This window comes from Syntrophomonas wolfei subsp. methylbutyratica, assembly GCF_001570625.1.
Classification (GTDB): Bacteria; Bacillota; Syntrophomonadia; order Syntrophomonadales; family Syntrophomonadaceae; genus Syntrophomonas; species Syntrophomonas methylbutyratica.
Window position 1 is genome coordinate 1 of record NZ_BBQT01000008.1, and the last position, 24,278, is coordinate 24,278.

General features: G+C 48.5%; 18 protein-coding genes and 2 riboswitches. Of the genes, 10 read left to right on the forward strand and 8 right to left on the reverse strand.

Going from position 1 to position 24,278, the window contains the following annotated elements; translation table 11 throughout:
• Nucleotides 1-398: 398 nt before the first annotated feature.
• A riboswitch (molybdenum cofactor riboswitch) is annotated at nt 399-519 on the forward strand.
• A gap of 458 nt (nt 520-977) precedes the next feature.
• From fdhF to nuoF, 3 genes are all read left to right on the forward strand, one after another.
• Complete coding sequence (gene fdhF / locus AWB54_RS15300; RefSeq protein WP_082736091.1) at nt 978-3,659, forward strand: formate dehydrogenase subunit alpha; 2,682 nt, start codon at nt 978-980, stop codon at nt 3,657-3,659.
• A 123-nt stretch (nt 3,660-3,782) separates the two neighbouring features.
• A complete protein-coding gene (nuoE, locus tag AWB54_RS07500; protein ID WP_061213992.1) occupies nt 3,783-4,229 on the forward strand; it encodes an NADH-quinone oxidoreductase subunit NuoE in 447 nt (148 codons plus the stop codon).
• 17 nt (nt 4,230-4,246) lie between these two features.
• A complete protein-coding gene (gene nuoF, locus AWB54_RS07505) occupies nt 4,247-5,470 on the forward strand; it encodes an NADH-quinone oxidoreductase subunit NuoF (RefSeq protein ID WP_061213993.1) in 1,224 nt (407 codons plus the stop codon).
• Nucleotides 5,471-5,613: 143 nt separating this feature from the next.
• Here the strand turns inward: nuoF and AWB54_RS07510 are convergent, their stop codons facing one another.
• On the reverse strand, nt 5,614-6,852 hold the full coding sequence (locus tag AWB54_RS07510) for a molybdopterin molybdotransferase MoeA (protein WP_061213994.1): 1,239 nt from the start codon (nt 6,850-6,852) through the stop codon (nt 5,614-5,616).
• A gap of 263 nt (nt 6,853-7,115) precedes the next feature.
• Nucleotides 7,116-7,236, forward strand: a riboswitch (molybdenum cofactor riboswitch).
• 172 nt (nt 7,237-7,408) lie between these two features.
• On the opposite strand from AWB54_RS07510, the gene fdnG reads away from it, so the two are divergent.
• The 7 genes from fdnG (at nt 7,409) to AWB54_RS07550 (ending at nt 15,782) form a co-directional block, all read left to right on the forward strand.
• On the forward strand, nt 7,409-10,441 hold the full coding sequence (gene fdnG, locus AWB54_RS07520; RefSeq protein WP_235811126.1) for a formate dehydrogenase-N subunit alpha: 3,033 nt from the start codon (nt 7,409-7,411) through the stop codon (nt 10,439-10,441).
• A gap of 2 nt (nt 10,442-10,443) precedes the next feature.
• Nucleotides 10,444-11,256: a 4Fe-4S dicluster domain-containing protein gene (locus AWB54_RS07525; protein WP_061213997.1), complete on the forward strand. Its 813-nt coding sequence runs from the start codon at nt 10,444-10,446 to the stop codon at nt 11,254-11,256.
• 2 nt (nt 11,257-11,258) lie between these two features.
• On the forward strand, nt 11,259-11,918 hold the full coding sequence (locus tag AWB54_RS07530; RefSeq protein WP_061213998.1) for a formate dehydrogenase subunit gamma: 660 nt from the start codon (nt 11,259-11,261) through the stop codon (nt 11,916-11,918).
• Nucleotides 11,919-11,931: 13 nt separating this feature from the next.
• Nucleotides 11,932-12,705, forward strand: coding sequence for a formate dehydrogenase accessory protein FdhE domain-containing protein (locus AWB54_RS07535; protein WP_061213999.1), 774 nt, complete (start codon nt 11,932-11,934; stop codon nt 12,703-12,705).
• Between the two features lie 441 nt (nt 12,706-13,146).
• Nucleotides 13,147-14,154: a substrate-binding domain-containing protein gene (locus AWB54_RS07540; RefSeq protein WP_174520060.1), complete on the forward strand. Its 1,008-nt coding sequence runs from the start codon at nt 13,147-13,149 to the stop codon at nt 14,152-14,154.
• A gap of 210 nt (nt 14,155-14,364) precedes the next feature.
• The gene (locus tag AWB54_RS07545) at nt 14,365-15,090 is read left to right on the forward strand and encodes a DUF1287 domain-containing protein (protein ID WP_082736081.1); all 726 of its coding nucleotides are present in this window, start codon (nt 14,365-14,367) and stop codon (nt 15,088-15,090) included.
• A gap of 233 nt (nt 15,091-15,323) precedes the next feature.
• On the forward strand, nt 15,324-15,782 hold the full coding sequence (locus AWB54_RS07550; protein ID WP_061214000.1) for a hypothetical protein: 459 nt from the start codon (nt 15,324-15,326) through the stop codon (nt 15,780-15,782).
• A gap of 27 nt (nt 15,783-15,809) precedes the next feature.
• Here AWB54_RS07550 and AWB54_RS07555 read toward each other — a convergent pair whose 3' ends face one another.
• The 7 genes from AWB54_RS07555 to AWB54_RS07590 all read right to left on the reverse strand — a co-directional run bounded on the left by AWB54_RS07555 (nt 15,810) and on the right by AWB54_RS07590 (nt 24,216).
• Nucleotides 15,810-17,195 (reverse strand): MATE family efflux transporter, encoded by a 1,386-nt coding sequence (locus AWB54_RS07555; RefSeq protein WP_061214001.1) that lies wholly within the window; start codon nt 17,193-17,195, stop codon nt 15,810-15,812.
• Between the two features lie 153 nt (nt 17,196-17,348).
• Nucleotides 17,349-18,191, reverse strand: coding sequence for an FAD binding domain-containing protein (locus tag AWB54_RS07560; protein ID WP_061214002.1), 843 nt, complete (start codon nt 18,189-18,191; stop codon nt 17,349-17,351).
• Entirely contained in the window at nt 18,188-18,658 is a 471-nt protein-coding gene (locus AWB54_RS07565; RefSeq protein WP_061214003.1) for a (2Fe-2S)-binding protein, read from the reverse strand. Before AWB54_RS07565 ends, AWB54_RS07560 begins: the two co-directional genes overlap by 4 nt.
• Nucleotides 18,655-20,955, reverse strand: a complete 2,301-nt coding sequence (locus AWB54_RS07570; protein ID WP_061214004.1) for a xanthine dehydrogenase family protein molybdopterin-binding subunit — start codon at nt 20,953-20,955, stop codon at nt 18,655-18,657. The genes AWB54_RS07565 and AWB54_RS07570 overlap by 4 nt, the downstream gene beginning before the upstream one ends.
• A 227-nt stretch (nt 20,956-21,182) precedes the next feature.
• A complete protein-coding gene (locus AWB54_RS07575; protein WP_061214005.1) occupies nt 21,183-21,785 on the reverse strand; it encodes a nucleotidyltransferase family protein in 603 nt (200 codons plus the stop codon).
• Nucleotides 21,785-22,846, reverse strand: coding sequence for an XdhC family protein (locus AWB54_RS07580; protein ID WP_061214006.1), 1,062 nt, complete (start codon nt 22,844-22,846; stop codon nt 21,785-21,787). The genes AWB54_RS07575 and AWB54_RS07580 overlap by 1 nt, the downstream gene beginning before the upstream one ends.
• A gap of 350 nt (nt 22,847-23,196) precedes the next feature.
• The gene (locus tag AWB54_RS07590) at nt 23,197-24,216 is read right to left on the reverse strand and encodes a GNAT family protein (protein ID WP_061214008.1); all 1,020 of its coding nucleotides are present in this window, start codon (nt 24,214-24,216) and stop codon (nt 23,197-23,199) included.
• Nucleotides 24,217-24,278: the final 62 nt, after the last annotated feature.

Here is a 24,278-nt window from a genome sequence, read left to right on the forward strand (position 1 = left end):
TTTTCAACTATATGAGCTGGCTACATATCGAGTTATTACTGCATCCTACCAAGCTAAATACTCATTACCAGAGCTAAAACTAAAGATACTTTTGCCACGCTACCAAAATTAATCAGAAAGTGGATATTATTTGGAAGGCCATAATATGCAATGTGATATATGCGCTATTGGCTGCGAGGTATTTGATGGAGACATATGGACTAGGTTAAATCACGTGGCAGGTTTACAAGTGTATGTTGAATCGGAAAAATTATGTTTGATATAATTGAGTTACGTTGGGTTTGTAAAAAGTATTATTAATCTAGTTGTAAAATTAGCAGGAAGTTTTATTTAAGAGTCGAATATAAAATATTTAAGAGGCTTGTTTTTTAATCCAATATAAAAAACTCAACATGCTTTCAAGAGCTTAACTCCGAGCTATCCCGCCTAAAGCGAAATGCCATGGTGGCTTAGCCGTTAGGGTAAACAGGGAAACAGGTTTGCCTCCATCATGATGAAAGGAGCGGTATTGTATTTATATCACGCTTTTTCATACTAACCCCCTATGGCCGGGGCCACAACCACCGACGAAAATGAGGGTATTACAGGGAATTATTGGACACTGCAACTTTAATAGTGACACCCGGGGCGGAACATCAGGAGTACCTGCAGGGTGATTTACTCAGATTAATATCAGCGTTAATCATAAAAATCAGCGTCCATCTGTCTCAAGATTTCAATTTTCTTTTTAATTAGGGGAAGCGTGATTATTATTTCTTGTCGTTAAACCTTGGAAAGGGGTTCGGCGGTGAAAGTATCAAGCATTGCCGGGTTTCCGCAAAGGAATCTGGTTAGGCCTGATATTTTATACTCAAAAATGGGGCCCTGAATCAAGGAAAAGTTGCCTTATAGTTCAATTCCAAATTATCTTGGAAGGCACCCCCTGTTTCAGTGTGGGGGTTTTTTTGTTGCCTAAAAAAATGGAAGGAGTGATAGTGGTGGATTTGGTAAAACTCATCATTAACGGAAAGGAGGTAGAGGCTCCGGCAGGAAGTACCATTCTACAAGCAGCTGAACTGGCTGGTATCGAGATACCCAGATTGTGCTATGACAAGGAGCTTAGCCCCCTGGGCGCTTGCCGCTTGTGCGTGGTGGAAGTAAAAGGCAACCGCCTGTTGCCGGCATCTTGCGTAACACCGGTGTTCCAGGGAATGGAAGTCGAGACTGAATCGCCAGCAGTAATGGAAGCGCGCAAGACGATCCTGGAATTATTGATTGCCAACCATCCCTTGGATTGCTTGACCTGTGAAAAAGCAGGCGCCTGCAAGCTGCAAGATTATTGCTATCGTTATGGGATTAAGGGAAGTCCCTTTGTCGGCCAAAAGCATGCCTATGCGATCGACGACAGTAATCCCTTCATAGTAAGAGATCTGAACAAGTGCATTTTATGCGGCGCCTGTGTCAGAGCTTGTGAAGAACTGACCGGTGCGGATAACCTGTCTTATTTGAAGCGGGGCTTCCACCGCAAGGCAACCACTGCCGGGGATGTCGACTACATCGATTCCGATTGCGTATTCTGCGGGCAGTGTGTAGCCGTATGCCCAACCGGGGCATTGACCGAAAAGACCATGGTTGGTCAGGGACGCCGCTGGGATATTGAACGGGTTAGGACCACCTGCCCATTCTGCGGCACCGGATGTAATTTCGATCTGGCGGTCAAAGACGGAAAGGTAATAGGCGTCCTGTCAAATCCGGATGCGCCCGTTAATCAACGCAGCCTTTGCGTTAAAGGACGCTTTGGCTGGGACTTCATCTATAACGAAAACCGGCTGACTACTCCGTTGATCAAGAAGAATGGACAATTTGAACCTGCTTCCTGGGATGAGGCTTTTAGCTTAATTGCTACGCGTTTTAAAGAGATCAAGGAAAAATACGGCCCCGATTCTTTTGCGGCTTTGAGTTCGGCTCGCTGCACCAATGAGGAAAACTTCCTGGTTGGCAAGTTCAGCCGTGCCGTAATGGGGACCAATAATGTTGACCATTGCGCCCGTACCTGACACGCGCCCACCGTGGCCGGTCTGGCCACTACTTTTGGAAGCGGCGCTATGACAAACCCGATCAGTGATATTACCAACGAGGCTGAGCTCATGTTCCTGATTGGAACCAATCCTACCGAAGCTCATCCGGTAATTGGCTACAAGATGAGACAGGCGGCCCGTCGGGGTGCTAAATTGGTAGTATGTGACCCACGCCATATCGACCTGGTTGATGAAGCCGACTACTGGCTGCGTCTGAAACCGGGTACTGATATACCTCTCCTGAATGGCTTAATGCACATTATTATCAAGGAAGGCCTTGAAGACAAGACATTCATAGAAGAACGCACCGAGAACTATGAAGAACTCAAGGCTATTGTGGAGTCCTACACTCCGGAACGGGTTTCCGAGCTTACCGGCATCTCAGTGGATGATCTGTACGCCGTGGCCCGCCTCTATGCTACCACCGATAAGGCCATGTTATTCTACACCCTGGGTATTACCGAGCATATCTGCGGAACCCGTAATGTTATGAGCTGTGCCAACCTGGCTATGCTGACCGGACACCTGGGCCGCCCGGGAACCGGAGTCTGCCCACAGCGCGGCCAGAACAACGTTCAGGGCGCCTGCGATATGGGCGCACTGCCCAATGTGTATTCAGGCTACCAGGCCGTAGGTGTGGATGCAGTACGGGAAAAACATGAAAAGGCCTGGGAAGCGAGCCTGTCACCCAAAGTAGGTCTCAAGATTCCGGAAATGTTTGAAGCGGCTCATGAAGGCAAAGTGAAAGCCATGTATATTCTGGGCGAAAATCCGGTTTTGACCGATCCGGATGCCAATCACATCAGAGGTGCTTTAGAAAAACTGGAATTCCTGGTGGTTCATGAACTGTTCCTTACTGAGACTGCCGCTTATGCGGATGTAATTCTGCCGGCGGCCAGTTTTGCCGAGTGTGATGGTACCTTCACCAATACCGAGCGGCGCGTCCAAAGGGTTCGCAAGGCAATTGAACCTATCCCCGGTCAGGCCAACTGGCAGACTATCTGTCAGATGTTTGTTGCTATGGGCTATCCCTTGAATTATAACAGCCCCAAGGAGATATGGGATGAGATGGCTTCCCTGTCGCCCTCCATGGCGGGCATCAATTTTGAGAGAATAGACCAGGAGAACAGCCTGCAGTGGCCCTGCCCCAGCTTAGACCATCCTGGTACCCCGGTTCTGCATGTTGGCAAATTTACCCGCGGTCTCGGTCTGTTCCAGCCTTCCGAGCATATACCGCCAGGTGAAATACCCGATGCCGAATACCCGTTCCTACTCTCCACCGGCAGAATACTGCAGCATTATAATGTAACCACTCCGTATTCCAAAGGCATCAGCAGCATTTGGAACAAGGAGATGTCGGAACTCAACCCGGTTGATGCTGATAAATTGGGCGTGGTAACTGGCGGCCAGGTTAAAGTCACCTCCCGTCGTGGGGAAGCGATAACTCAAATCAAAGTAACCGATAGAGTGTTGCCAGGGGTGATATGGATGTCTTTCCATTATAATGCTACCCCGACCAATGCCCTAACCAGCCATCACCTGGATCCGATTACTGGAACCGGTGAATATAAAGTGTGTGCTGTAAAGCTCGAAAAGGTATAGGAGGCCAGTTAAACAGCGGCCGCGTTCGAGATGGTTTTGCCAAAATCATCCGCAAAAAGACGTTAATATTTGTATGTAAATAGAATCTAGTCCAAACCCAATAAGGTTGGAGGTGAATAAGCAATGGCAGATTACAGAGAAATTATCAGCGCCTATAAAGAAGTTCCCGGCGGTATTATCGAAGCATATCATGCAGTGCAAAAAGAATACAGCTACATCCCTGAGGACGCGGTGGTTTATGCGGCTCAAGTGTTTGATATGCCCAAGGCCAAGGCCTACGGAGTTGCTACTTTTTATTCCTATTTGCAGGTTGGCCCCCGGGGCAAAAATGTCATTCGTATTTGTGAAAGCGCACCCTGCCATATCGCGGGTGCTGATAAGGTTGTGGCTGCTCTGGAAAAGGAACTGGGTATCAAAATGGGGGAAACCACCCCTGATGGCAAATTCACTCTGGAATTTGCCGAGTGTGTAGGGCAGTGCCAGGCCACACCGGTTATAACAATCAACAGTCAACCGTATGGGGATGTAACAGCTGATAAGGTTGCTGCTATCCTCGCAGAGTACAAGTAAAGAAGGGAGGGTAAAAAATGGCCGAGGAAATGCGCATAGTACTGCGCAATTACGGCAAAGTTGATCCGTTGAACATCGATAGTTACACCCAGGTGGGCGGATATCAAGCCTTAGCCAAAGCTAAGAGCATGAGCCAGCCAGATCTGATTGAAGAGGTTAAGAAGTCAGGATTACGGGGCCGTGGCGGCGCCGGATTTAACACTGGTATGAAATGGGGTTTTTCCTACGGCGTAAAGGCCGATCAGAAATACGTTATTTGCAATGCCGATGAGGGTGAGCCGGGAACTTATAAAGACCGGATTATCATGGAGAATGACCCGCAGAGCGTCCTGGAAGGGATGGCTATTTGCGGGTATGCAATAGGAGCCAATAAGGGCTATATCTACTGCCGGGGCGAGTATCCCTACGTTGTGGAAATCCTCAATAAAGCCATAGCCCAGGCCAGTGAAAAGGGCCTCCTGGGCGACTTCAATATCGAAGTGCGCATGGGAGCCGGGGCCTATGTGTGTGGCGAAGAAAGCGCACTTATTGAGTCTATAGAAGGGCACCGGGGTGAACCCCGCTTCAAGCCCCCATTTCCACCGGTTATCGGCTTGTGGGGCAAGCCCACTATTGTCAACAATGTAGAAACCTTTGCCAATATTCCCGCCATTGTTGACAAGGGCGCGGATTGGTACAAAGGCATTGGCGCGGCGGGCTATCCAGGAACCAAAGTCATGACCTTGACGGGAGATATTGTCAACCGCACTGTTATTGAAGTGCCTACTAACACCACCATCCGCCAGGTATTGAACGATTTTGGCGGAGGAATTGCCGGTGGCAAAAAGTTCAAGGCGGTGCAAATAGGAGGAACATCTGGCGGATTCATACCCGAATCACTGCTCGATACCCCGATCGACTTCGATTCCATGTCAGCCATTGGCGCTACCCTGGGGTCAGGAGCCTTCTTCGTAATGGATGAGACCCGGGATATAGTCGATGTAATTGATCGCATAAGCAAGTTCTTTGCTCATGAATCGTGCGGCAAGTGCACCCCCTGCCGGGAGGGAACTCAGCGCATGCATGAAATGCTGCACCGGGTGAAAAACGGCGGAGCAGTTGCCGGCGATCTAGACTTTATGGAGAGACTGGGAAGCGTTATGTCCAAAGCCTGCTTGTGTGGTTTGGGACAGGCGGCTCCGGCTCCAGTGCTAACAACCTTAAAGCATTTTAGAAACGATTATACAGCCAAGTTTAATTAATGCTCTATAATCCCAGATTATGTTTATTATGTACCGGGGGCCATAAACCCCCGGTACACAATCTTGTGCTATAAGTTCGGGCAATAAAAATGATTAATGAGAAAAGTGAGGAGTGAGGGGTAAGGAGCGCTGATGCTTGTGTCTTAATCTACGATTAATTTAGCTTTAACCATGACGGGTTCTTCCCCCGACCTTTTATGTACATCTAACAGTAAAGGAATATTTCCCGTATTAATATCTTTTCGGTTTACCGGCAGGGCGTAGGCATGGCCCTGTTCAATAATCATTTCTCCTCGGTGCAGGCTGCGCCCCGACTTTAAATGTTCAATGGGACTGGCCAGCTCTATATTAAACCAATCACCTTTATACAATAACTCTCCTTTTAACTTAAGCAGGGCCGGTTTTACCAGAGCTTCAAACAATATTCCGGCTGCAGAGGGGCTGCCGGACAGATTGAAAATAAGTTTGCCATCAAGAAGGGCGGCCGAAGTATTTTTGCCGGGAAAGACGTTTATACCTTTGAAAAGAAGCTGGGCATTCAAATACTCGAACGCGTTGCGAACCAAGTCGAAAAGGCCGTTGCCGGTCCCCCCGCTGATTATTATCATATCAGAGACCCGTGCCGCCTTTTTTATTGCAGCTATAATGGTGTGCAGGTCATCATTAATTACAGAAGGCGACAGCGACGGTAAAGCTCTGCTGCTGTTTATTTTGCATGCTAATAGGCTCCGGTTGCTGCAATATATGCATCCTGTTTTGATGGGGGACCCGGGTAAAAGCAACTCATTTCCCGTGTCTATAATATATACACGAGGCACTTTGTATACCGGCACCCTTTCTATGCCACAGGCGGCTATTCTTTCCAGGATTTCCGCTTTTAAAACCTGCCCTTTGGCGGCAACTCTATCTCCAGCCATCAATTCGTGGCCGGCTCTTCGTATATTTTCACCCCGCCGCGGCCTGATGCTGACAATTATATAGTTTTCATTTATTATCTCAACGTCCTCTTGTTTGATAACGGCAACGCTGCCCTCTGGAAGCAAAGCCCCGGTCATAATTCTACAGGTTTCCCCGGGCCTTGTTGGCCTGTTTTCAATTGAACCAGCTCCGATAATAGAAGCTACTCTCAAACGCAACGATCGTCCGGTTTGCAGTCTTTTAAGATCAGTCTTGCCAATCGTATAGCCATCCATTGCCGAACGGTCAAAATTGGGTATATCAATAAAGCTGGCTATATTATCCGCGGCCACCCGCATATAGGCATTATCGATGTGCAGGTACTCGGTGTCCAGGGCTTGAATGCTTTCACAGCTTATATCAACAGCTTTATCTAAACTAACAGCTTCTAATATCTTATCATTAACCAACTGTAGTCTACTCATAAATAACCTACCTCATTTATCGCGCATTTCCTTTTTTGTTCTATAAAGAGGTGAAATATATCCCCCGATGTTTTAAAACCCTCAGTATATATTTCTTTATTTATTATACATCCATTATAGTAAATTGTTAGGCTTAATATGAAATAATTATGTTTAATTTTTTTAGTGACAAAATAATAGCATTATGTTATATTGTGTTTGAGATAGTTGGATGTATATAGCATACGGTGTATTATTCTGTGTATGGTTGGCGTATGATTAAGACAATTGTATAGCTCCAAGCCTTTAGACCTAAAGCAAAGCCATGGTTTCTAGGCCTCTGGGTATAGTTGGAAACGATTGTGCCTCCCCGTATTTTTGGAAAGGAGCCTAAAAAGCCTGGTTCAAAGCAGGTAGTACTTGCTGGGCCATAATGGGCATAAAATCCAAAAATATTTTTTTATGCCCCTGGCCTTTGCTGGAGGCATTTTTGCTTATCCCATAAATGCAATCAGGTACTCTGGCAAAAAGAGTATCTGCTGGTAGTAGTAGTTTTTAAGGGAGGTAGAGATTGGTTATGAAATTTACTCGTCGTGGTTTCCTGAAGCTTTCAGGTCTCTCCGTTGCCGCGGTTGCTTCCGGCTTGGGGTTTGACTTGGAAGCAACTGCCGCACACGGGCACGCACTGAAGCTGGCAGGGTGCACAAAGATACCCAGCATCTGTCACTTCTGCTCAGGTGGATGCGGGCTTCTCCTGCATATTAAGGATGGAAAACTGGTCCACCTTGATGGGAACCCGGACAATCCCATCAACGAAGGTACCCTTTGCCCCAAGGCGGCAAGCCTGGCGCAGGTGGCCTATTCTCCGGAACGTCCGAAAAATCCGCTTTATCGTGCTCCGGGTTCTGACGAATTCGTGGATATTACCTGGGAAGAAGCTTATGATCGTATTGCCAAGAAAATCAAGGAAGTCAGAGATAAGACCTGGACGAGCACCGAGGAGATTACGAATGCCAAGACCGGAGCCAAAGAAACCGTTACCGTGAATCGGGCGGAAGGCATTTGTATGATAGGTTCGGCCGAGGTTGATAATGAGGAAAGCTACCTGCTTTCCAAACTTGCCCGCCTGATCGGGACACCATTCCACGAACACCAGGCCCGTATCTGACACGCGCCCACGGTGGCTAGTTTGTCACCTTCATTTGGACGCGGCGCCATGACCAACTCCTGGCAGGATATGCAAAACTCCGAATGTTTCTTGATCGCAGGCAGCAACTGTGCGGAATGCCATCCCATTGCTATGAAATGGGTTAACCGCGCCCGGGCGAAAGGCGCCAAGGTTATTGTTGTTGACCCGCGCTTCACGCGCACCGCTTCCCAGGCGGATGTCTTCGCCCAAATCCGTCCCGGAACCGATATTGCTTACCTGGGTGCAATGATCAATTATTACATCGAGAATAGGCTTTATGATGAGTTCTATGTTTTGAATTTCACCAATGCGCTTTATAAGATAAGCAAAGATTTTGGATTCAAAGACGGTATGTTTTCCGGTTTTAACCCTGAAACCAGGAAGTATGATTATGCAAGCTGGGCCTATCAACTGGATGCCGAGGGTAAACCGGTAAAGGCAGACAGCCTGGATGATCCGGATTGTGTTTTCCAGAAACTCAAAACCCATTATTCCAGATATACCTTTGAAGTAGCTTCAAACATCACCGGAATACCGGTTGCCAAAATAAAACAGATAGCCGACACCTTCGCTGCAGCCAAACCAGGCAACATCTTCTACGCCCTGGGCATGACCCAGCACACCACCGGTGTGCAGGGTATTCGTTGCTACGCCATCATCCAATTGCTACTGGGCAATGTGGGCAAGGCCGGTGGCGGCATCCAGGCCCTGCGCGGCGAGCCCAATGTTCAGGGTTCCACCGATATGGCCAACCTGAACGCCAACTTGCCTGGATATATCCCTTATCCTACTAATCAAGAAAAGACCTTGAATGATTTTGCTGCGAAACACGGCTCGGTCCAGTATAAACCAATAGTAGCCCTGCTCAAGGCCTGGTTCGGCGCGAATGCTACCGCCGAAAATGAATACGGATATCAGTGGCTGCCCAAGAACAATCCAGCAAATATGCCTATTCAACCCCAGTTCTTCAGCAAAATGGAAGAAGGACAGTTTAAGCTTCTCCTCAACTGGGGCTCCAACTCCACGGTTTCCATCCCGGACAGAAAACTGGTGGCTAGAGGCCTATCTAGTCTGGAAATGCTGGTAGTGGCCGACATATTTAACACCGAAACCGCCCAGTTCTGGAAAGAAGAAGGATTAAATCCGGCCAAGATTCCGACCGAGGTAATCTTCCTGCCGGCGGCCTTCGTTTATGAAAAGGCCGGCAGCATGACCAATTCTTCCCGCCTGGTCCAGTGGAAGGAAGTGGCATTAAAACCCCTCAATGACTGTCACCCGGATTTGGATATGCTGGACCACATCTTCAAGAGAGTTCGCGCCCTTTATAGCGGAAGCAATGACCCCAAGGATGAACCAATTTTAAAAGCCAACTGGGATTATGGCGATCATGAAGCAAGCGCATTAAAAGTCCTCCAGGAACTCGGCGGCTATAACGATACTACTGGCAAACCTATTGCCGCGATAGGCGAATATCTGGCAGCACCGATTGGCACGGTTTCCACCGGATGCTGGGTATATGCAGGGGTAACTCCGGAAGGCAAAAACCTGGCAGACCGCCGGGGCAATGCTGATCCCACCGGTCTGGGCCTGAATAAAGATTATGCTTTTGCCTGGCCGGGCAATATCCGCGTTCTCTATAACCGGGCTTCTTGCGATGCCCAAGGGCAGCCGGTCGATTCCAAACGCAAGCTGATCTGGTGGGATCCCGTCCAGAATCTCTGGGTCGGCAATGACGGACCCGATGTGGTCGACAAGACCAAAGGTCCTGATACACCGGAAGGAAAGATTGGGTTCAAACAGAATCCTGAAGGAGTAGGACGCTTATTCGCAGCTACTTATAAGAGTGGTACAGTTGCGCCAGAAGGTACTGCGGCTGTCGTCCCGATTCGTGGAGCAGGTATGACGGTTGATGGACCGATGCCGGAGTTCTATGAGCCGATTGAAAGCCCGACCGCCAATCTTCTGCATCCTGAGGTGCAGAGCAATCCTTGCGCCAAGATTGTTTCAAAAGAGTTTGGCAACCCGGATGAATATCCCTATGTCCTTACCTCCTATGGGGTTGTCGAGCACTTCTGCGCCGGGGCGATTACCCGCAACATTCCCTGGCTGAATGAGATAGCGCCTGAGCCTTATGCTGAAATAAGCAAAAACCTGGCCCATAAAATTGGTGTTAAAGAAGGGGATGAAGTCGAAGTATCCTCTGCCCGTGGCAAGTTAGTAGTGCGTGCCCTGGTGACTGACCGAATCCAGACTCTTAAAATCAACGGTAAAGATCAGGAGACCATCGGTATGCCGTGGAGCTGGGGCTTTGCCAGCTTGAGTCCTGGCCCCAGTACTAATAATGTGACAATGAATGCATGCGATCCCGGAGCGGGTACTCCTGAGTATAAATGCTGTCTTGTCAACATAAGGAGGGCTTAACGATGGCGAGAAAAATGGTTTTTATTGACACCTCATTATGTACTGGGTGCAAGGCCTGTTCCGTAGCCTGCAAAGCGTGGAATGATCTTCCGGCTGAAAAGACACAACGCATAAGCAGTTATCAGACCCAGGCTGACTTTACACCCAATACCTGGACCTATGTCAGGTTCAGAGAAGAGTACAAAGATAAAAAAATGCGTTTTAATATGCTGAAACTCCAGTGCTTCCACTGCGCCGATCCAGCTTGTATGAAGGCCTGTTCTTCCCAGGCCATCTATAAGACAGAATCGGGATATACATTGATCGATAAAGACAAATGCATTGGCTGCGGATATTGTGCGGCGAACTGCCCATGGGGCGTTCCCAAGATTGACGAAGCTGCTAATAAAGCTTACAAATGCACCGGTTGTATTGATCGCGTTGAAAGCGGTATGAAACCGGCATGTGCTCAAACCTGCCAGCCCGGCGCGATACAGTTTGGCGATTATGATGAGATAATGCCCCAAGCCCAAGCCCGCGTTGCAGAGCTTCAATTAACCAATCCGAAAGCACATCTGTATGGCAATGAATTGATGGGCGGCACGACTTATGTTTATCTGCTGCAGGATAGACCGGATGCTTATGGGCTTCCTTTAAATCCTACAACACCGATATCCTTGACTCTTTGGAAAGATATAGTTTATCCGCTGGGTGGTATAGCGATTGGCGCTTCGGCTGCAGCTATCACTTGTGGGGTTATTGTCAATTTAGTAAGGGGCAATTATGCCAACCGAGCGAAAAATATCGCGGCATCCCACGACGAAGGAGGTAAGTAGATATGGCAAAAGAGGTATATCGTTTTTCCGCGGGAGAGCGTTTTGTGCACTGGTGTCACGGCGTTGCATTTTTGCTGTTGCTTTTTACCGGACTGGGAGTGCTCGTCTACGCTTTTCAGCCGGCTATGAACGTATTCGGCGGGATTCAAGTTACACGAAATATTCACCGTGTCGTTGCTGTGCTGTTTACGTTAGGTATGATAATAGGATTCATTGGCAAAGGACAAGGCGCACGCCAGATGCGGCGCTGGTTTAAAGACGTAATTAACTTCCGTAAAGATGACTTCGATCATGCCAAGAATTTTGGTATAGAATTCTTTGGCGGCCATAAACCATTCCCGCCCCAGGGCAAGTTTAACGGCGGCGAAAAGCTGAACTCTATGTTTACCATCCTGGGAACACTTTGTATTGTTACCAGCGGCTATATTATGTGGTTTGCTTCAGGTCCAAGTTTGCTGCTACAGTGGGCGTATCCTATACATGCGGCCTGCGCACTTTTTATGGCTGCCCTTTTGATTGCCCATTTATATCTGGGAATACTTCATCCCGATTCAAACCAGGCTCTAAAGGGTATTTTCACCGGTTGGGTTCCTGCCAAGTTTGCTTATGAGCACTATGAAAAATGGTATAACGAAGAGGCAAAAGAAACCATGAAAGGATAAGAGGAGAATTTGTATGGCTGCAGGAAAAAGCAAATTGGTAGTTGCGGAAAATATGGAACAAGCCTACCAGAAGTATCGTCAGCTCAAACTAGAGGTTGATGCCTGGCGGCAGGAACGTGGTTCATACTGGCTTGCTAGTTTAAGCCTGAATGAAGAATCTCCATATTTACCTATTGTTGATTTACCTCAAGGTGCAATTATCGAGCTTTGGCAGAGATTAAATCTCTCTGCCAAAGTAGAAATCAATGATTCAGACTTGTGGGAAATGTGGGAGCAATTGAAGTCAGGCAACAACATGATGGAAGCAGAAATGGCAACACGCCTCCAGATAGCGGTTAATGGTGTAGCTAAACTGGCCAGTCAGACCGTCAATGAAAAGGGAGTACCGGAGCAAAAGTATAATCCCCGCGCATCAGAGAATCCGGAGAAAAATGTAGCCGCTTGTCCGGTTTGCGGCGAAATATCGACTTTGGCGGTTCTGACCGCACCGGACGGGAAAAGAGTAATGCACTGTAACACATGCAACTTTGAATGGCCTGTACAGCGAACCGGATGTATGTATTGCGGAAGCGAAGATTCCAAGAAATTGTTTTATCTCAAAAACGAGGCGTTTCCCGGAATTGAAATGGGTGTTTGTCAGGTTTGTGGGCAATATTTCAAGGAAATCGATGGGCGTATGCTTTATGCTGCGGATTATCTTTGGGAAGATATGAGAACGCTTCCGTTGAATTATGCAATCGAACGCTGGATAGAAGAACAGGTTAGAAAAGATAATCAAATCAACTAGTTAAGCCAAATAATATGAAATTAATATATTGGGGAATTAATCGCAGCGAAGGCTAGTCTTGATAGTATCTCTGGTAACATGATGCTATAGACTGTGTGCCATAATTATTGATGAAAAAGCTTAGGCTTTTCATACATCCCAATCTTTTTCTTCCCGCTTTTGCGGGAAGCTTTTTTTTTAAGGATAAGGCAACGATCGTACATGAAAATTATAAAGAAGAGAAAACTAGTAGCGACAAACGAAACTTAGTAAAGATAGCCATTTTAAATAAGAAACGGTAACTACAAATTCTTAAAATAAATAGGAAAAAAAACAATAAAGGGAATATATGAAATCTCAAAACCCCAGGTAAGTTGACACGATTCTCCCCTGGTGTTATGTTAAAAGTACAATAAAAATCGGCAAAAATGAATTATGATAGATTTATGAGTTGCTACCCCTATGAGCAATCCTGTTAAGCGAGAACATTTACTGATAAGCGGAAGGAGTCGAATAACCATTACTAAACGTCCGCCTCTTACCCCAGAAGAAGCTGCTCAAATACTTAAAATTTCTCGATACACCCTGTACGAGCTAATCAAACGGGGAGAAATTCCCTCATGGCGCGTTGGAAGAAAAATACGTATTGATTATGATTCGCTAATGCACTACTTGCAGGGAGACTCAGGTGAAAAACGCCCCCGGGGATATTCTGACGCGCAGGAGGATGTATCTTCAGATAATGGTTTTTGTTTTATGGGCAGCCATGATCTATCTGTTGAATTGCTGGCAGAGTTTTTAAATCACTCCTCTTCTTCTCTTTCCCTTAAGACTGTTTTTAAAGGCAGTATGCAAGGCTTGGTTGCTCTTTACCACAGAGAAGCGCAAGTAACCGGCATTCATCTTTGGGATGAAAAATTACAGGAATACAATCTACCCTTCGTAGAACACATACTTCTGGCTGAAGCTTATAAGGTTGTTAACCTGGTTCAAAGAACCCAGGGCTGGATTGTCGCCGCAGGCAACAAGCACAATATCAATTCCTGGGAGGATATCACCAAAAAAGGTTGTCGCTTTGTAAACCGACAGAGAGGCTCCGGCACCCGTTTAAGAATAGATCAATACTTGTTGGAAAACAACATACCAGTCCGCCAAATTCAGGGCTATGAAATAGAAGAACAGACTCATTGGGGAGTTGCACTTAAGGTTGCTAATGGAGAAGCTGATTTCGGCATTGGCATTCAATTTGCTGCCCAAAGGATGGGTTTGGATTTTGTGCCCCTGTTTAAAGAAAGGTTTGACCTGGTTATTCTTCAGGAAACAGCAGAAAAGCCTGAATGGCAGCAGATACAGGCAGTTGTAAACTCAATTGCATTTAAACGGGCGGTTGAACAGCATAGTGGCTATGATACCTCCCTGACTGGAAAGATCGTCTACGAAACTCCCCATTCTGCAAAGGCGCGTTCTTAGGACTACCTGCCTGAACTAAACTCTATGATCTTGCTCAGGCTAAGGAGAAGGCTCTTTTAGTTCCAGGCGAGCTTAGCACATTTCTAATATTCCCTTTGGTCGCAAAGACTCTTTACCCTGTGAAAGTAAGATTCTTCACTAATATTCTGCTCGGGATGATATTTACAGGATAAATAAGGTTGGGTAAGAATAAAGGCAGGCAATTTTCCAATGCGTAAGAATAAACGAAGGGGTTTACTTTTATTAATAATCCTTATACTCACTCTGCTCGTGATTAAGTATGGTAATCTCTTGATGTCTCATTTTAACTATCCTAGTTTTATGGAAAGGCTGCCCTTCGGAGCTAAATGCGAAGTGCCGCTCGCAATTTCTTCCCAGGATAATAACCAGAACGGAATTGCTGATGCCTTGGATATTGTTGATGGTGCTCGTCAAGAGGTTAAAAGAGGCACTCAATATGATAGCTCCTATTATTCGCAAGGGTATCCTCCTGAAGGCAAGGGAGCCTGTACAGATGTAATTTGGCGTGCCTTGCAGACGGCCGGTTATGACCTGCGTGCTTTGGTGGACGATGACATAAAAAAAGCCCCTGCTGCTTACGGAACCACCGGCAAGAATCCGGATTCAGCTATCGATTACCGCCGCGTAAGGAATTTGCAGGTGTTTTTTCAGCGCCATGCTGAAGAATTAACTGCGGAGGTAAAGCCCAGAGATACAGAGAACCTGGTTAACTGGCAACCGGGAGATATTGTAGTATTTGCTCCTCCGTTAGAGCATATTGGAGTAATATCAGATCGGCGCCGCCGGGATGGGGTGCCCCTAGTTATACATAATGGCGGACCCCGTGCCAGTGAGGCAGATGCTCTAACGAATTGGCCTACCAAGATAATATATCATTTCAGATTTATAAGCGATAAAAAAGCCGGGGCGCTGTAAATACAGCACCACGTGAGGGTAATAGAGCAAATAGATGCTAAAGCCCTGGGTGATTTTATAGGACGGCAATGATTGCATTGATGATTTTGACTACCCGCCAGATTACCCAAAGTTTAAGATACGCTGTGATAACCAGCAATTATCCTGGCTCAAGAAATACCTGGTTAATCTTGCCTTATACAATTGCGGTCAGATTTTCGCTATAATAGATTAAGCAAAAGGAGGCAGAATCGGTGGTAGTTTCATTAATAGGATTAGCGCTTGTGGTTATAGTGTTGATATTAGCAGCTACTGCAATATCCGCAAGCAGAGGAAATTCTAAAGAGGGTGGGAACATTATGATGAAAAACGTTTATATTTATGTGGTGTTATTTGCAACACTAATGATGATAATCGGCGGAAGCGTAAGCGCATTTATGGCCATTGCCGATATTGTTACTCCTGCTCCTTATCATCAGTCATTTGAAGAATATAGACAATGGGGTTTGGAAAAGTCTGAAAATGCGAATACCAAAGCTAATCTTAGCGAGGCTGAGCTAAGAGCAAGATATGACGCTCTGATTGTAGCTGAAAAAGACCGTCAAGTTAACCGAGCTAAAAATAGGCTGGTAAAAAGCATGGGTTGGATCATTATTCCACTACCGGTATTTATAGTTTTTCAAAGACGGCTAAAGTCAAGCCCGGAGGTTTAAATTACCAGTCAGTGTTTTCAATACCTTTTAAATTTCGCTGTAATTCATTTCTTCATCCCGGGGCAGCCTGGACTGAAAAACCTGGCCTGTTAATAACCTCCATAACAATATGCCGGAGAGTATACCGGATAAAGCTACGGCCAGTGGTTGGCTCCAATAGACACCGGTAACGCCCCAGAAGGAAGCAAAAAATACCGCCAGCGGGCAGCGAAAAACGAGCAAGCGGGCAATAGAAGTGAACAGTGAATACCAGGGCCGTTTCAGGCCTTGTGCTGTACCAAATAAAGCCAGTTCCAGCGGGGCAAAAATATGGGCTAGGGCGGCTATGCGTATGGCATGCATGGCCAGTTCGGTGACCTGGGCATCGGAGCGGAAGGGCAGCACCAACCAGGGAGCTCCCAGGATCAGAACGGCCATAATGGGCAGAATAATCAGCCCCGTTCCCAGGAGAAAGATGCGCACCCCGCTGCGAATGCGCTCCCAGTTTTCTTGCCCGTAGTTAAAGGCTACATAAGGGATCAAGGCTCCCGCCATGCCGTAAAGGGGAAGCAGGCCCATCATTTCCAGGCGGGCCATAATGTTCCAGGCGCCTATAGCCGCAGGCCCAAAGGATGCCAGTACCGCATTCAGCAGGGAAAGACCCAGGGGGCTGACCAGTTGAGAAATAGTAACGAAGATGCCTAAATGGCTTATCTTTTTCCAGTAAAGAGGCATGTCTTTACGCAGGTATAGCAAGGGAACGGGTAGTTTGGCTTGCTTGAGCCGGCGGTAAATATAGACCGCTGATAGCAGCTGTCCCATCAGGGTGGCAATGGAGGCCCCGGCTATGCCCCATCCCAGGTAAAACATCAGGATAGGATCCAGGGTCAAATTTACCGCATTGCCTATGAGCATGGCTTTCATGGGCATCAGGGTATTGCCATGGCTCATAGAGATGGCTTCGCCAATCATCACATAGGCCATAATGGGAAAGCTCAAAACCAGCCAGAAGGTATAGGGATAGGCCTCTGTCAAAACCGGGCCCCGGGCCCCCAGGAAATGATAAAAGCCGGTACAGAGTCCGGGGATCAACAAAAGAAACAGGGGCAGTATGCTTAACAAAAGCAGCGGCAGGGCCGACTCTGATAATTTGGCTGCTTCTTCCGGCTTATCCTGACCGCGCGCCTGGCTCATAAGGGTGGTGGCTCCTATCTGTGCTCCTTTCCCCAGTGAAAGAACCAGATAAAAAAGGGGCATAGATAGAGACTGGGCCGCCAGCGGAGCTGAACCCAACCAGGCGATAAACATGGTGTCAACGAATTCATAGAGGTTTTGAAAGAACATGGAGATCATAGCCGGTATAGCCAGGGCTAAAAGGACGCGAAAGACAGGATCGCTACCCATATCCAGCTGCCTTGAGGGTTCATTATTCATCTATCTAAACACCCCTAAAGTATTATAATTTTATTAATCCCCATGGCCAGAGGCCACAAACAACGATGAAAAGTGAGTTAGTAGGGGCTTGAATGGTAAGATGTAGCAGGAAAGATCCCCTTCTCGACTGAAGCCCGATGACTGACGACCTTTTCATATTAGAGACTGCCAGATCTTCAAGGGCAGCTTGCTGGCCAGCAGGCGGCGATATTCTGCCGAGGCTCTGACATCACTGATGGGAGACACTAAAGCAGCCATGCTTTGCCCCAGTCTGCCTAGTATTATGGGGCTGAGCTTTTCCCCGATTAAAGTATTTTCCACTTCCGGAAAGCGCATAACGGTGGGGCCGGTACTGCCCCAGGCGAAGCGGCCCTCTAAAATGCGCTTATCTTCCGCAAATTGTAGGAGGGAAGCCATACTGCATATGGCAATCGCCAGGGCTTTACGCTGGCCCACTTTAAAGTAAAACCCCTGGCTATGCGGAGCGGGAATGGAAATGCGAATCTTATAGAGGATTTCATTGCTGCCGAGCAGGGTTTGACCGGGTCCCTGAATAAAATCCTGAATGGGAAGCAAGCGGCTGGTAGCAGCGTTTTTTAGTTCCAGGCCGGCATTCAGCACATAAAGTGGGGGCAGGGTATCGCCCGCCGGGGAAGCTGTGCAGATATTCCCGCCGATAGTCCCCATATGACGGATAGGCGGAGAGCCCAAGACCGCAACCGCCTGATGCAAGACGGGAAGCTGGGTTTGAATGATGGGACTGTCCAGCAGTTGCTGGTGCGTAACCATGCTGCCGATGCAAATTTCGCCGTCCTGCCGTTCAATTTGCCTTAATTCGGCTATATTCTCCAGAGCCAGAATTACCGCAGGCGGCAGTTTTCTATCGCGTATCTTTACCAGTAAATCCGTTCCTCCGGCCATGATAAGCGCAGCCGGGTTTTCTTGCTTTATGGTCCATAATTCTTCCAGCGTATGGGGCAGAAACACTTGACTCATAGCTTATCCCTCATTTCTGCTGCCGCGCTTTCTACCGCATCAATGATCTTCTGATAGCCGGTACAGCGGCACAGGTTGCCGCTCAGGGCTGCACGGATTTGCTGGCGGTCCGGAGCTGGATTGCGCTGCAAGAGGTCAACGGTCGCCATAAGCATTCCCGGGCTGCAGAACCCGCACTGGACCGCTCCTTTATCTACGAAGGCCTGCTGAATCGGGTGAAGCTTTTTCCCCGGCGACATCCCTTCGATAGTGGTAATACTCCGGCCCTGCAGCTGGGCGGCAAGCATCAGGCAGGAAAGCTTGCTGACACCGTCTACCAGAATGGTGCAGGCGCCACATTCACCGGAGCCGCAAGCTTCTTTGGTACCGGTATACCCCAGTTCTTCCCGCAGCAGGTCAACCACCCGGCGATCAGGGAGATAATCAATCTCCTGCTTTATCCCGTTTAACTCAAATGCAATCTTCATTCTGCTGCCCTCTTTTCCAGGATTAATAATAGTTGTTCGGCGGTAAGCGGACTTTTAAAAATATGCTGGCCCACGGCCCGGGCAATTCCATTGGCAATCGCCGGCAAGGCGAGATTAATCACGATTTCCCCGATTCCCTTCATACCAAAAGGACCGCTTTCTTCCACGCTTTCCACCGCTATACTCAATATATCCGGTACATCCATAGATGTAGGTAAAATGTAAGTGGCCAGGTTACGGGTCATAAGCTCTCCCCGGTCAAGCTTAAAATCCTCCCACAGGGCGTAACCCATGCCCTGAACCGCACCACCCTGAACCTGCTGTTCATAAAGCTGAGGATTGAGTACCTTGCCGGCATCGGTTGCGGCCAGGTAATCGCTGATTTCCACTTCCCCGGTGAGTTCATCGATTTGCACTCTAGCCAAATGACAGGCAAAGGCAAAAACCCGGTGGGGGAATCCGGCAGCGCGTATGTCCGGGTTGATTTTATCCGGATAGCGGTTTACCGGTGCCGTATAGGAGTAAATTGAAACACGCTCCTCGGGCCGCATACTCGCCGCGACCAGGCCCAGGGGGATTTCCCGTCCGCTGGGGAGATGATTCAGCCGGCCGGAACTCAACAAGAAATCTTCAGCATAGAGGCCCATACCCATATTGCAGGCTCGGGTGAGGATGCGTTCTTTTAGCTGGAGGGCAGCTGCCTTTAAGGCGTTTCCATAGGAATAGGTAGTGCGGCTGGCGGCGGAAGATCCTGAAGGCAGAGTTTGCAGGGTATCGGGCTGAATCAATTCGAAGCAGTCAGCTGTCTGTCCCAAAACTTCCGCGGCGATTTGTACATTGGTGGGATTGTTCCCCTGTCCCATATCCGCCACCCCGGAATATATCCGAAAACGACCATCAGGCAACAGTTCAATTTTAGCATTGGCAATATCTGCCACCATAGGACCATAGCCGGTTCCCTGCAAGCCGGCGGCAATACCAACGCCTCTTAGCTTAAAGGGGGGAGCCTGGCTGACCCAGGCCTGGCGCGAGGTCCATAGCGGGTGTTCTTGCAGTTTTTCCAGGCAGGGAATGATGGCGGTAGAATTGCTCATCCACACCCCAGCTCCCGTTTCATCTCCACGCATGACGGCATTCTTGAGCCGGAAAGCCAGTGGGTCCCAGGCGATTTTATCCGCCAGGATATCCATCATCTGCTCCAGCCCGGCCAGAACCTGGGGTGCGCCAAATCCGCGAAAAGCCCCGCCCACCGGGTTGTTGGTATAAACAGAGAACCCCTCTATCAGAGCATGGGGTATACGATAGACCCCTGCGGCATGCTCCATGGCCAGGGCCAGTACCGGCCCGCCCAGGGAAGCATAAGCACCGGTGTCCAGCACGATTCGGCAGTTCATGGCGTACAGTGTCCCATCTTTTTTACAGCCCAGTTCATAGTGAACCCGTCCGGGATGCCGTTTGGTGGAAGATAGAAAACTCTCCTCCCGCGAATTCCACATTTTGACCGGACGTCCTCCGCTATGTAGTGCTGCCAGTCCCAGCAATCCTTGCACCGTTATCCCATCCTTGCCCCCGAAGCCGCCTCCCAGGTAGGGGGCTATTACCCGGATTTTATCAAGCGGCCAACCCAGGGCATAAGCCAGCTCATTTCTATCCCGCCAGGGGGTCTGGGTGGAGGCGATGATTGCCAGGATACCCTCTTCATCGACCCGGGCGACCCCGGCCTCGGTTTCCAGGTAAGCGTGTTCCTGCCAGGGCAGTTGAAAATCAGCCTCTGCCACAGCGTCACACTCGCTCATAGCGGCTATGCTGTTCCCGCGTACAACTCTGCCGCCCAGCAGGAGGTTTTTATCATTGCGGTTTTCATGCAGCAGCGGTGCGTTCTCCGCCAGGGCTGCTTCCGGATCAAAGACCGCCGGCAGTGGTTCATATTTAATGACAATTTTATCTATGGCTTCCTGCAGTACTGTTTTATTCTCTGCCAGCACCAGCACTACCGGATCTCCTTTATAGCGTACCTTGCGGTCGGCGAGTACCGGTTGATCCATTTCCGGCACCCCCACCCGGTTGGCGCCTTTTATATCTTCATGGGTCAGTACGGCAAAGATGCCCGGGAGATTGCGCACCGGGGAAATATCTATTTCCTTGATCAGGGCATGAGGATGATCCGAGCGTTTAGCCCCGGCCCAGAGAAAATTATCCGGATAGTAATCGGCCGCATATTTTTCCAAGCCAGATATTTTTCCAGGCCCATCAACCCGCTTCAGACTGCTGCCGATAGGGCTTGCATAAGTTGTCATCCAAGGACTCCCTCCTTTTAAGCATCGAAAAAAGCTGCTTAAGCAGTTTCAACACAGCGCTGCAACGAGGCGGGGATTAGAACCCGCCTGTTTTGTTAATAGGCGACCGCTTAAAGAAGCACTCTGCGGGCACTACTGATGTTCGCTTCGCTCACTATTAAAGAAGCACCCTGCGGGCACTACTGATGTTCGCTTCGCTCACTATTTAAGAAGCGGGGGACATTATTTTACCTCGTTATATCCAATGTCAAGAGATGCTGGTATTGTTCCGCTGTATCCATATCCAGAAGAATAGCCTTATCAGGGACGGCTATGTTAACGCTTTTATCTTCATGTTGACGCAGCAGCCCTTTCAGCCCGCCTGCACCCTCCCACTGCAATATCCGCTGGCGCATGCTGTACGCCAAAAGCGGGGGGTGACCGCGCCGGCCCTGATAGCAGGGATGAAACACTTCAGCCTGCTTGTGGTCAAAATGTTCTAGCAGTGTCTGCAGGGTAGCTGCCTTAAGCAGCGGAATATCTACGGGCATAATAAAGAAAGCTTCAGATCCCGGTTCCAGACTGGATACGCCGCTTTGAACCGATGAAAACATGCCTTCTGCATAAAAAGGATTATAGATTTCCCTGAGCACCAGTTTTTGCAAGAGGGGCAGGAACAATTCCCGCCGGTAGCCGGTGACAACTCTGATATCCGTAATGCCTGCTTGCCGAAAAGCAGCGGCCACCCTTTCCAGTACGGTAGTTTCTCCCAGAGGCAGCAGTGCTTTCATGCTTGTCATGCGGGAAGAATAGCCGGCTGCCAGCACTATGGCCTTTATTTTATCGGTCATTATTTCCTCCCGGAGCGCAAGTGAATGATTTGCGCCATGATGCTGATGGCAATTTCCGCCGGGCTGTCAGCCCCTATCTCCAGGCCTGCCGGGCAGGTCACCTTTTGCAGCTCTTCCGCTAAAAAACCTTGCTCCATCAAGGATTTAAAGATAGTATCTCGTTTGCGCCGACTGCCAACCATGCCGGTATAACAGGCCGGAGTTCGTAAAAGCTGGGCAAGAACTGCCTGATCGTATTGATGATCGCGGGTCATAATCAATAAATAAGTGTTTTCATCAACCTTAATATCTTGCAGGCAATCCTCGAAGCCAGGCACTAATATCGTCCGGGTATGCTCAAAGGCTGCCCCGTCCAAATATACGGCCCGATCATCCAGTACTGATACCGCAAAACCCAAATGAACGGCTAAAGGGGCTAGCTCACTGGCTATATGACCGGCGCCAAAGATGTAAAAAGCCGCCGGTACAGTATGAGGTTCCAGCAGGAAGGCCTGCTTATCGATGTTAATAACTTGTGCCTGCTTAAGCCGGGGCAGCATTTCCCGCAGCTTATCCGGGTTAATTTGGGGGCAATCACCACACACTATGCCATCCTCTTGTATAAAAAAACGCGGTGCTGGTTGATTATCGCTGTCTGTGGGCAGAGGGATGAACATATAGAGATTTTGCGGTTTTTCATAACAATCTAAGGCGTCCTGCCAGAGCTTCAGGTGATAACTATCAGCAGGCAGGTATTCCAGCAGGACTTGCAGCGAGCCGCCACATATCATGTAAGGTACGCTGTTTCCTCGGGCTTCACTGCTAAAATGCAATACCTGGGGCTTGCGGGCTTCTTGCAAGACCTTACGCCCGGCCCGGACTATCTCGGCTTCAAGCATTCCACCCCCGATAGTACCTATCTGTTGGCCCGCGGAGGTAATTAACATCCGTGTTCCCTGCGGGCGGGGGGTAGAACCCTGGCGGCTGAGTATGGTGATAATAAGCAGGTCTTCCCCTTGCTCCAGAGAGCCCAGGATGGTAAAAATATCGCTATGATCATTATTTGGTATCAAATAGGACAAATAGGAGCGGCCCCCTCTTTTATTTGATTACTGAATATTTGACTCCACTGCAAAAATTCCTTTTGTTGCAGAAGGGTTGTATAAATATACGAAGCGAGCGTTGGCGAAGCATGGATGTAACACCCGGCGAAGGCGAGCAGGCGAAAGGGGGCGAGCGACAGGACGTCGCGGGAGCGCTTCACCCTGCGGGTACTCCTGGTGTTCCACCCTGCGGGTGTCACTATTAAGGTTGCCGACCAGGATGGGAGATTAGCGCGGTACCCCTTGAGCCGCGAGACAAGCCGCAGGCGTTGCCCATGCGAAGACTGCGAGCGGTATATTTATTCAAGCCAATGAGTATTAATAATTCTTTACAGGAGAACTGTATTTCTATCATCGATAATTATATTCAAGATTTTATGGGCCCGCTCACTGTAGAGATTTATTCCCTCCAGGTTTGGTTCATGCAGCAGTTTTTGCATTAACAACCCATCTGTAGCAAACCAGCGGGGTAAAATGCCACCCAAAAAATATTGATGCTTACGCAGTAGGTTTACGGCCTGGCCAACTGCCGGGTTAGCCAGCTTAAGATAAGCCTGAAAAACAGAACAACCCTGGGCTTGTGCCAGTCTTTCCTGTTCCAGCAAATAATTTTCCAGATCCTTTCCCGTTTCCAGCAAAGTAAAACGAGCTACAGCGGCATCAGCATATATTTCTACCTGACCCCGGGTAGCTTGCTCCGGAAGAAGGGAATTAGAGGAGGCGAATTTATGTCCAAAATCGTATACCGAATAAAGATAATGCAGCGAATCCGCATAGGCTTCAGGCAAATAAAGAAGCTGCGGGGGTGCAGCTTGAAAGATTTTAAACATGAGCAGAGCTGCCACCCGGCCCTGACTGCTCTGTTCCTTTACATAAGACGAAGCCGGCATCAAATCCAATTCGATTCCGGTTTCAAAAGCTCCCAGACGAGTACCGGCTTTTTGGGTAAAGGTATGATTACAAACCGCTTCTCCCCATTCTTGCTTTATATTCAGCTGAGGATAGGCCACTTCATGCCCATAATCCAGGCACTGCTCCAAAATTCCCTGATTGCGATAAAGAGGCAAGACTATTCCCTGCCCTGCTTCATAGATCTCCGGATTGGGGGATGTGGAGCGATAAAGCGCGGTTTGTCCTACCACTTTGTCTCCGCTGCGGGCAATGACGCGATACATCTCACCATTATTTTGCTGCTCAATAATAGCTGCAGGATCATAAACCGTTTTTACCGGATACTCATTCCCGTAGACCGTCTTGTACAGTTCAACCACACCTGCTGCATCAGCAGCTTGCATTAGTCTTACTTCTATACCGGCGTTGCTGCCTGGGTACTCTTCCCTAAAAGCCATAGTAACAATCCCCCTTTTTTTATTGGTGGTTTTGAACTCCCGCTTCAGTTTTATGGATTATC

What these genes read in the sequence shown, in the direction of transcription:
- nuoE (WP_061213992.1), top strand. Translation starts at nt 3,783, where the DNA reads ATGGCAGATTACAGAGAAATTATCAGCGCCTATAAAGAAGTTCCCGGC.
- nuoF (WP_061213993.1), top strand. Translation starts at nt 4,247, where the DNA reads ATGGCCGAGGAAATGCGCATAGTACTGCGCAATTACGGCAAAGTTGAT.
- AWB54_RS07510 (WP_061213994.1), bottom strand. Translation starts at nt 6,852, where the DNA reads ATGAGTAGACTACAGTTGGTTAATGATAAGATATTAGAAGCTGTTAGT.
- AWB54_RS07525 (WP_061213997.1), top strand. Translation starts at nt 10,444, where the DNA reads ATGGCGAGAAAAATGGTTTTTATTGACACCTCATTATGTACTGGGTGC.
- AWB54_RS07530 (WP_061213998.1), top strand. Translation starts at nt 11,259, where the DNA reads ATGGCAAAAGAGGTATATCGTTTTTCCGCGGGAGAGCGTTTTGTGCAC.
- AWB54_RS07535 (WP_061213999.1), top strand. Translation starts at nt 11,932, where the DNA reads ATGGCTGCAGGAAAAAGCAAATTGGTAGTTGCGGAAAATATGGAACAA.
- AWB54_RS07540 (WP_174520060.1), top strand. Translation starts at nt 13,147, where the DNA reads ATGAGCAATCCTGTTAAGCGAGAACATTTACTGATAAGCGGAAGGAGT.
- AWB54_RS07545 (WP_082736081.1), top strand. Translation starts at nt 14,365, where the DNA reads ATGCGTAAGAATAAACGAAGGGGTTTACTTTTATTAATAATCCTTATA.
- AWB54_RS07555 (WP_061214001.1), bottom strand. Translation starts at nt 17,195, where the DNA reads ATGAATAATGAACCCTCAAGGCAGCTGGATATGGGTAGCGATCCTGTC.
- AWB54_RS07560 (WP_061214002.1), bottom strand. Translation starts at nt 18,191, where the DNA reads ATGAGTCAAGTGTTTCTGCCCCATACGCTGGAAGAATTATGGACCATA.
- AWB54_RS07565 (WP_061214003.1), bottom strand. Translation starts at nt 18,658, where the DNA reads ATGAAGATTGCATTTGAGTTAAACGGGATAAAGCAGGAGATTGATTAT.
- AWB54_RS07570 (WP_061214004.1), bottom strand. Translation starts at nt 20,955, where the DNA reads ATGACAACTTATGCAAGCCCTATCGGCAGCAGTCTGAAGCGGGTTGAT.
- AWB54_RS07575 (WP_061214005.1), bottom strand. Translation starts at nt 21,785, where the DNA reads ATGACCGATAAAATAAAGGCCATAGTGCTGGCAGCCGGCTATTCTTCC.
- AWB54_RS07590 (WP_061214008.1), bottom strand. Translation starts at nt 24,216, where the DNA reads ATGGCTTTTAGGGAAGAGTACCCAGGCAGCAACGCCGGTATAGAAGTA.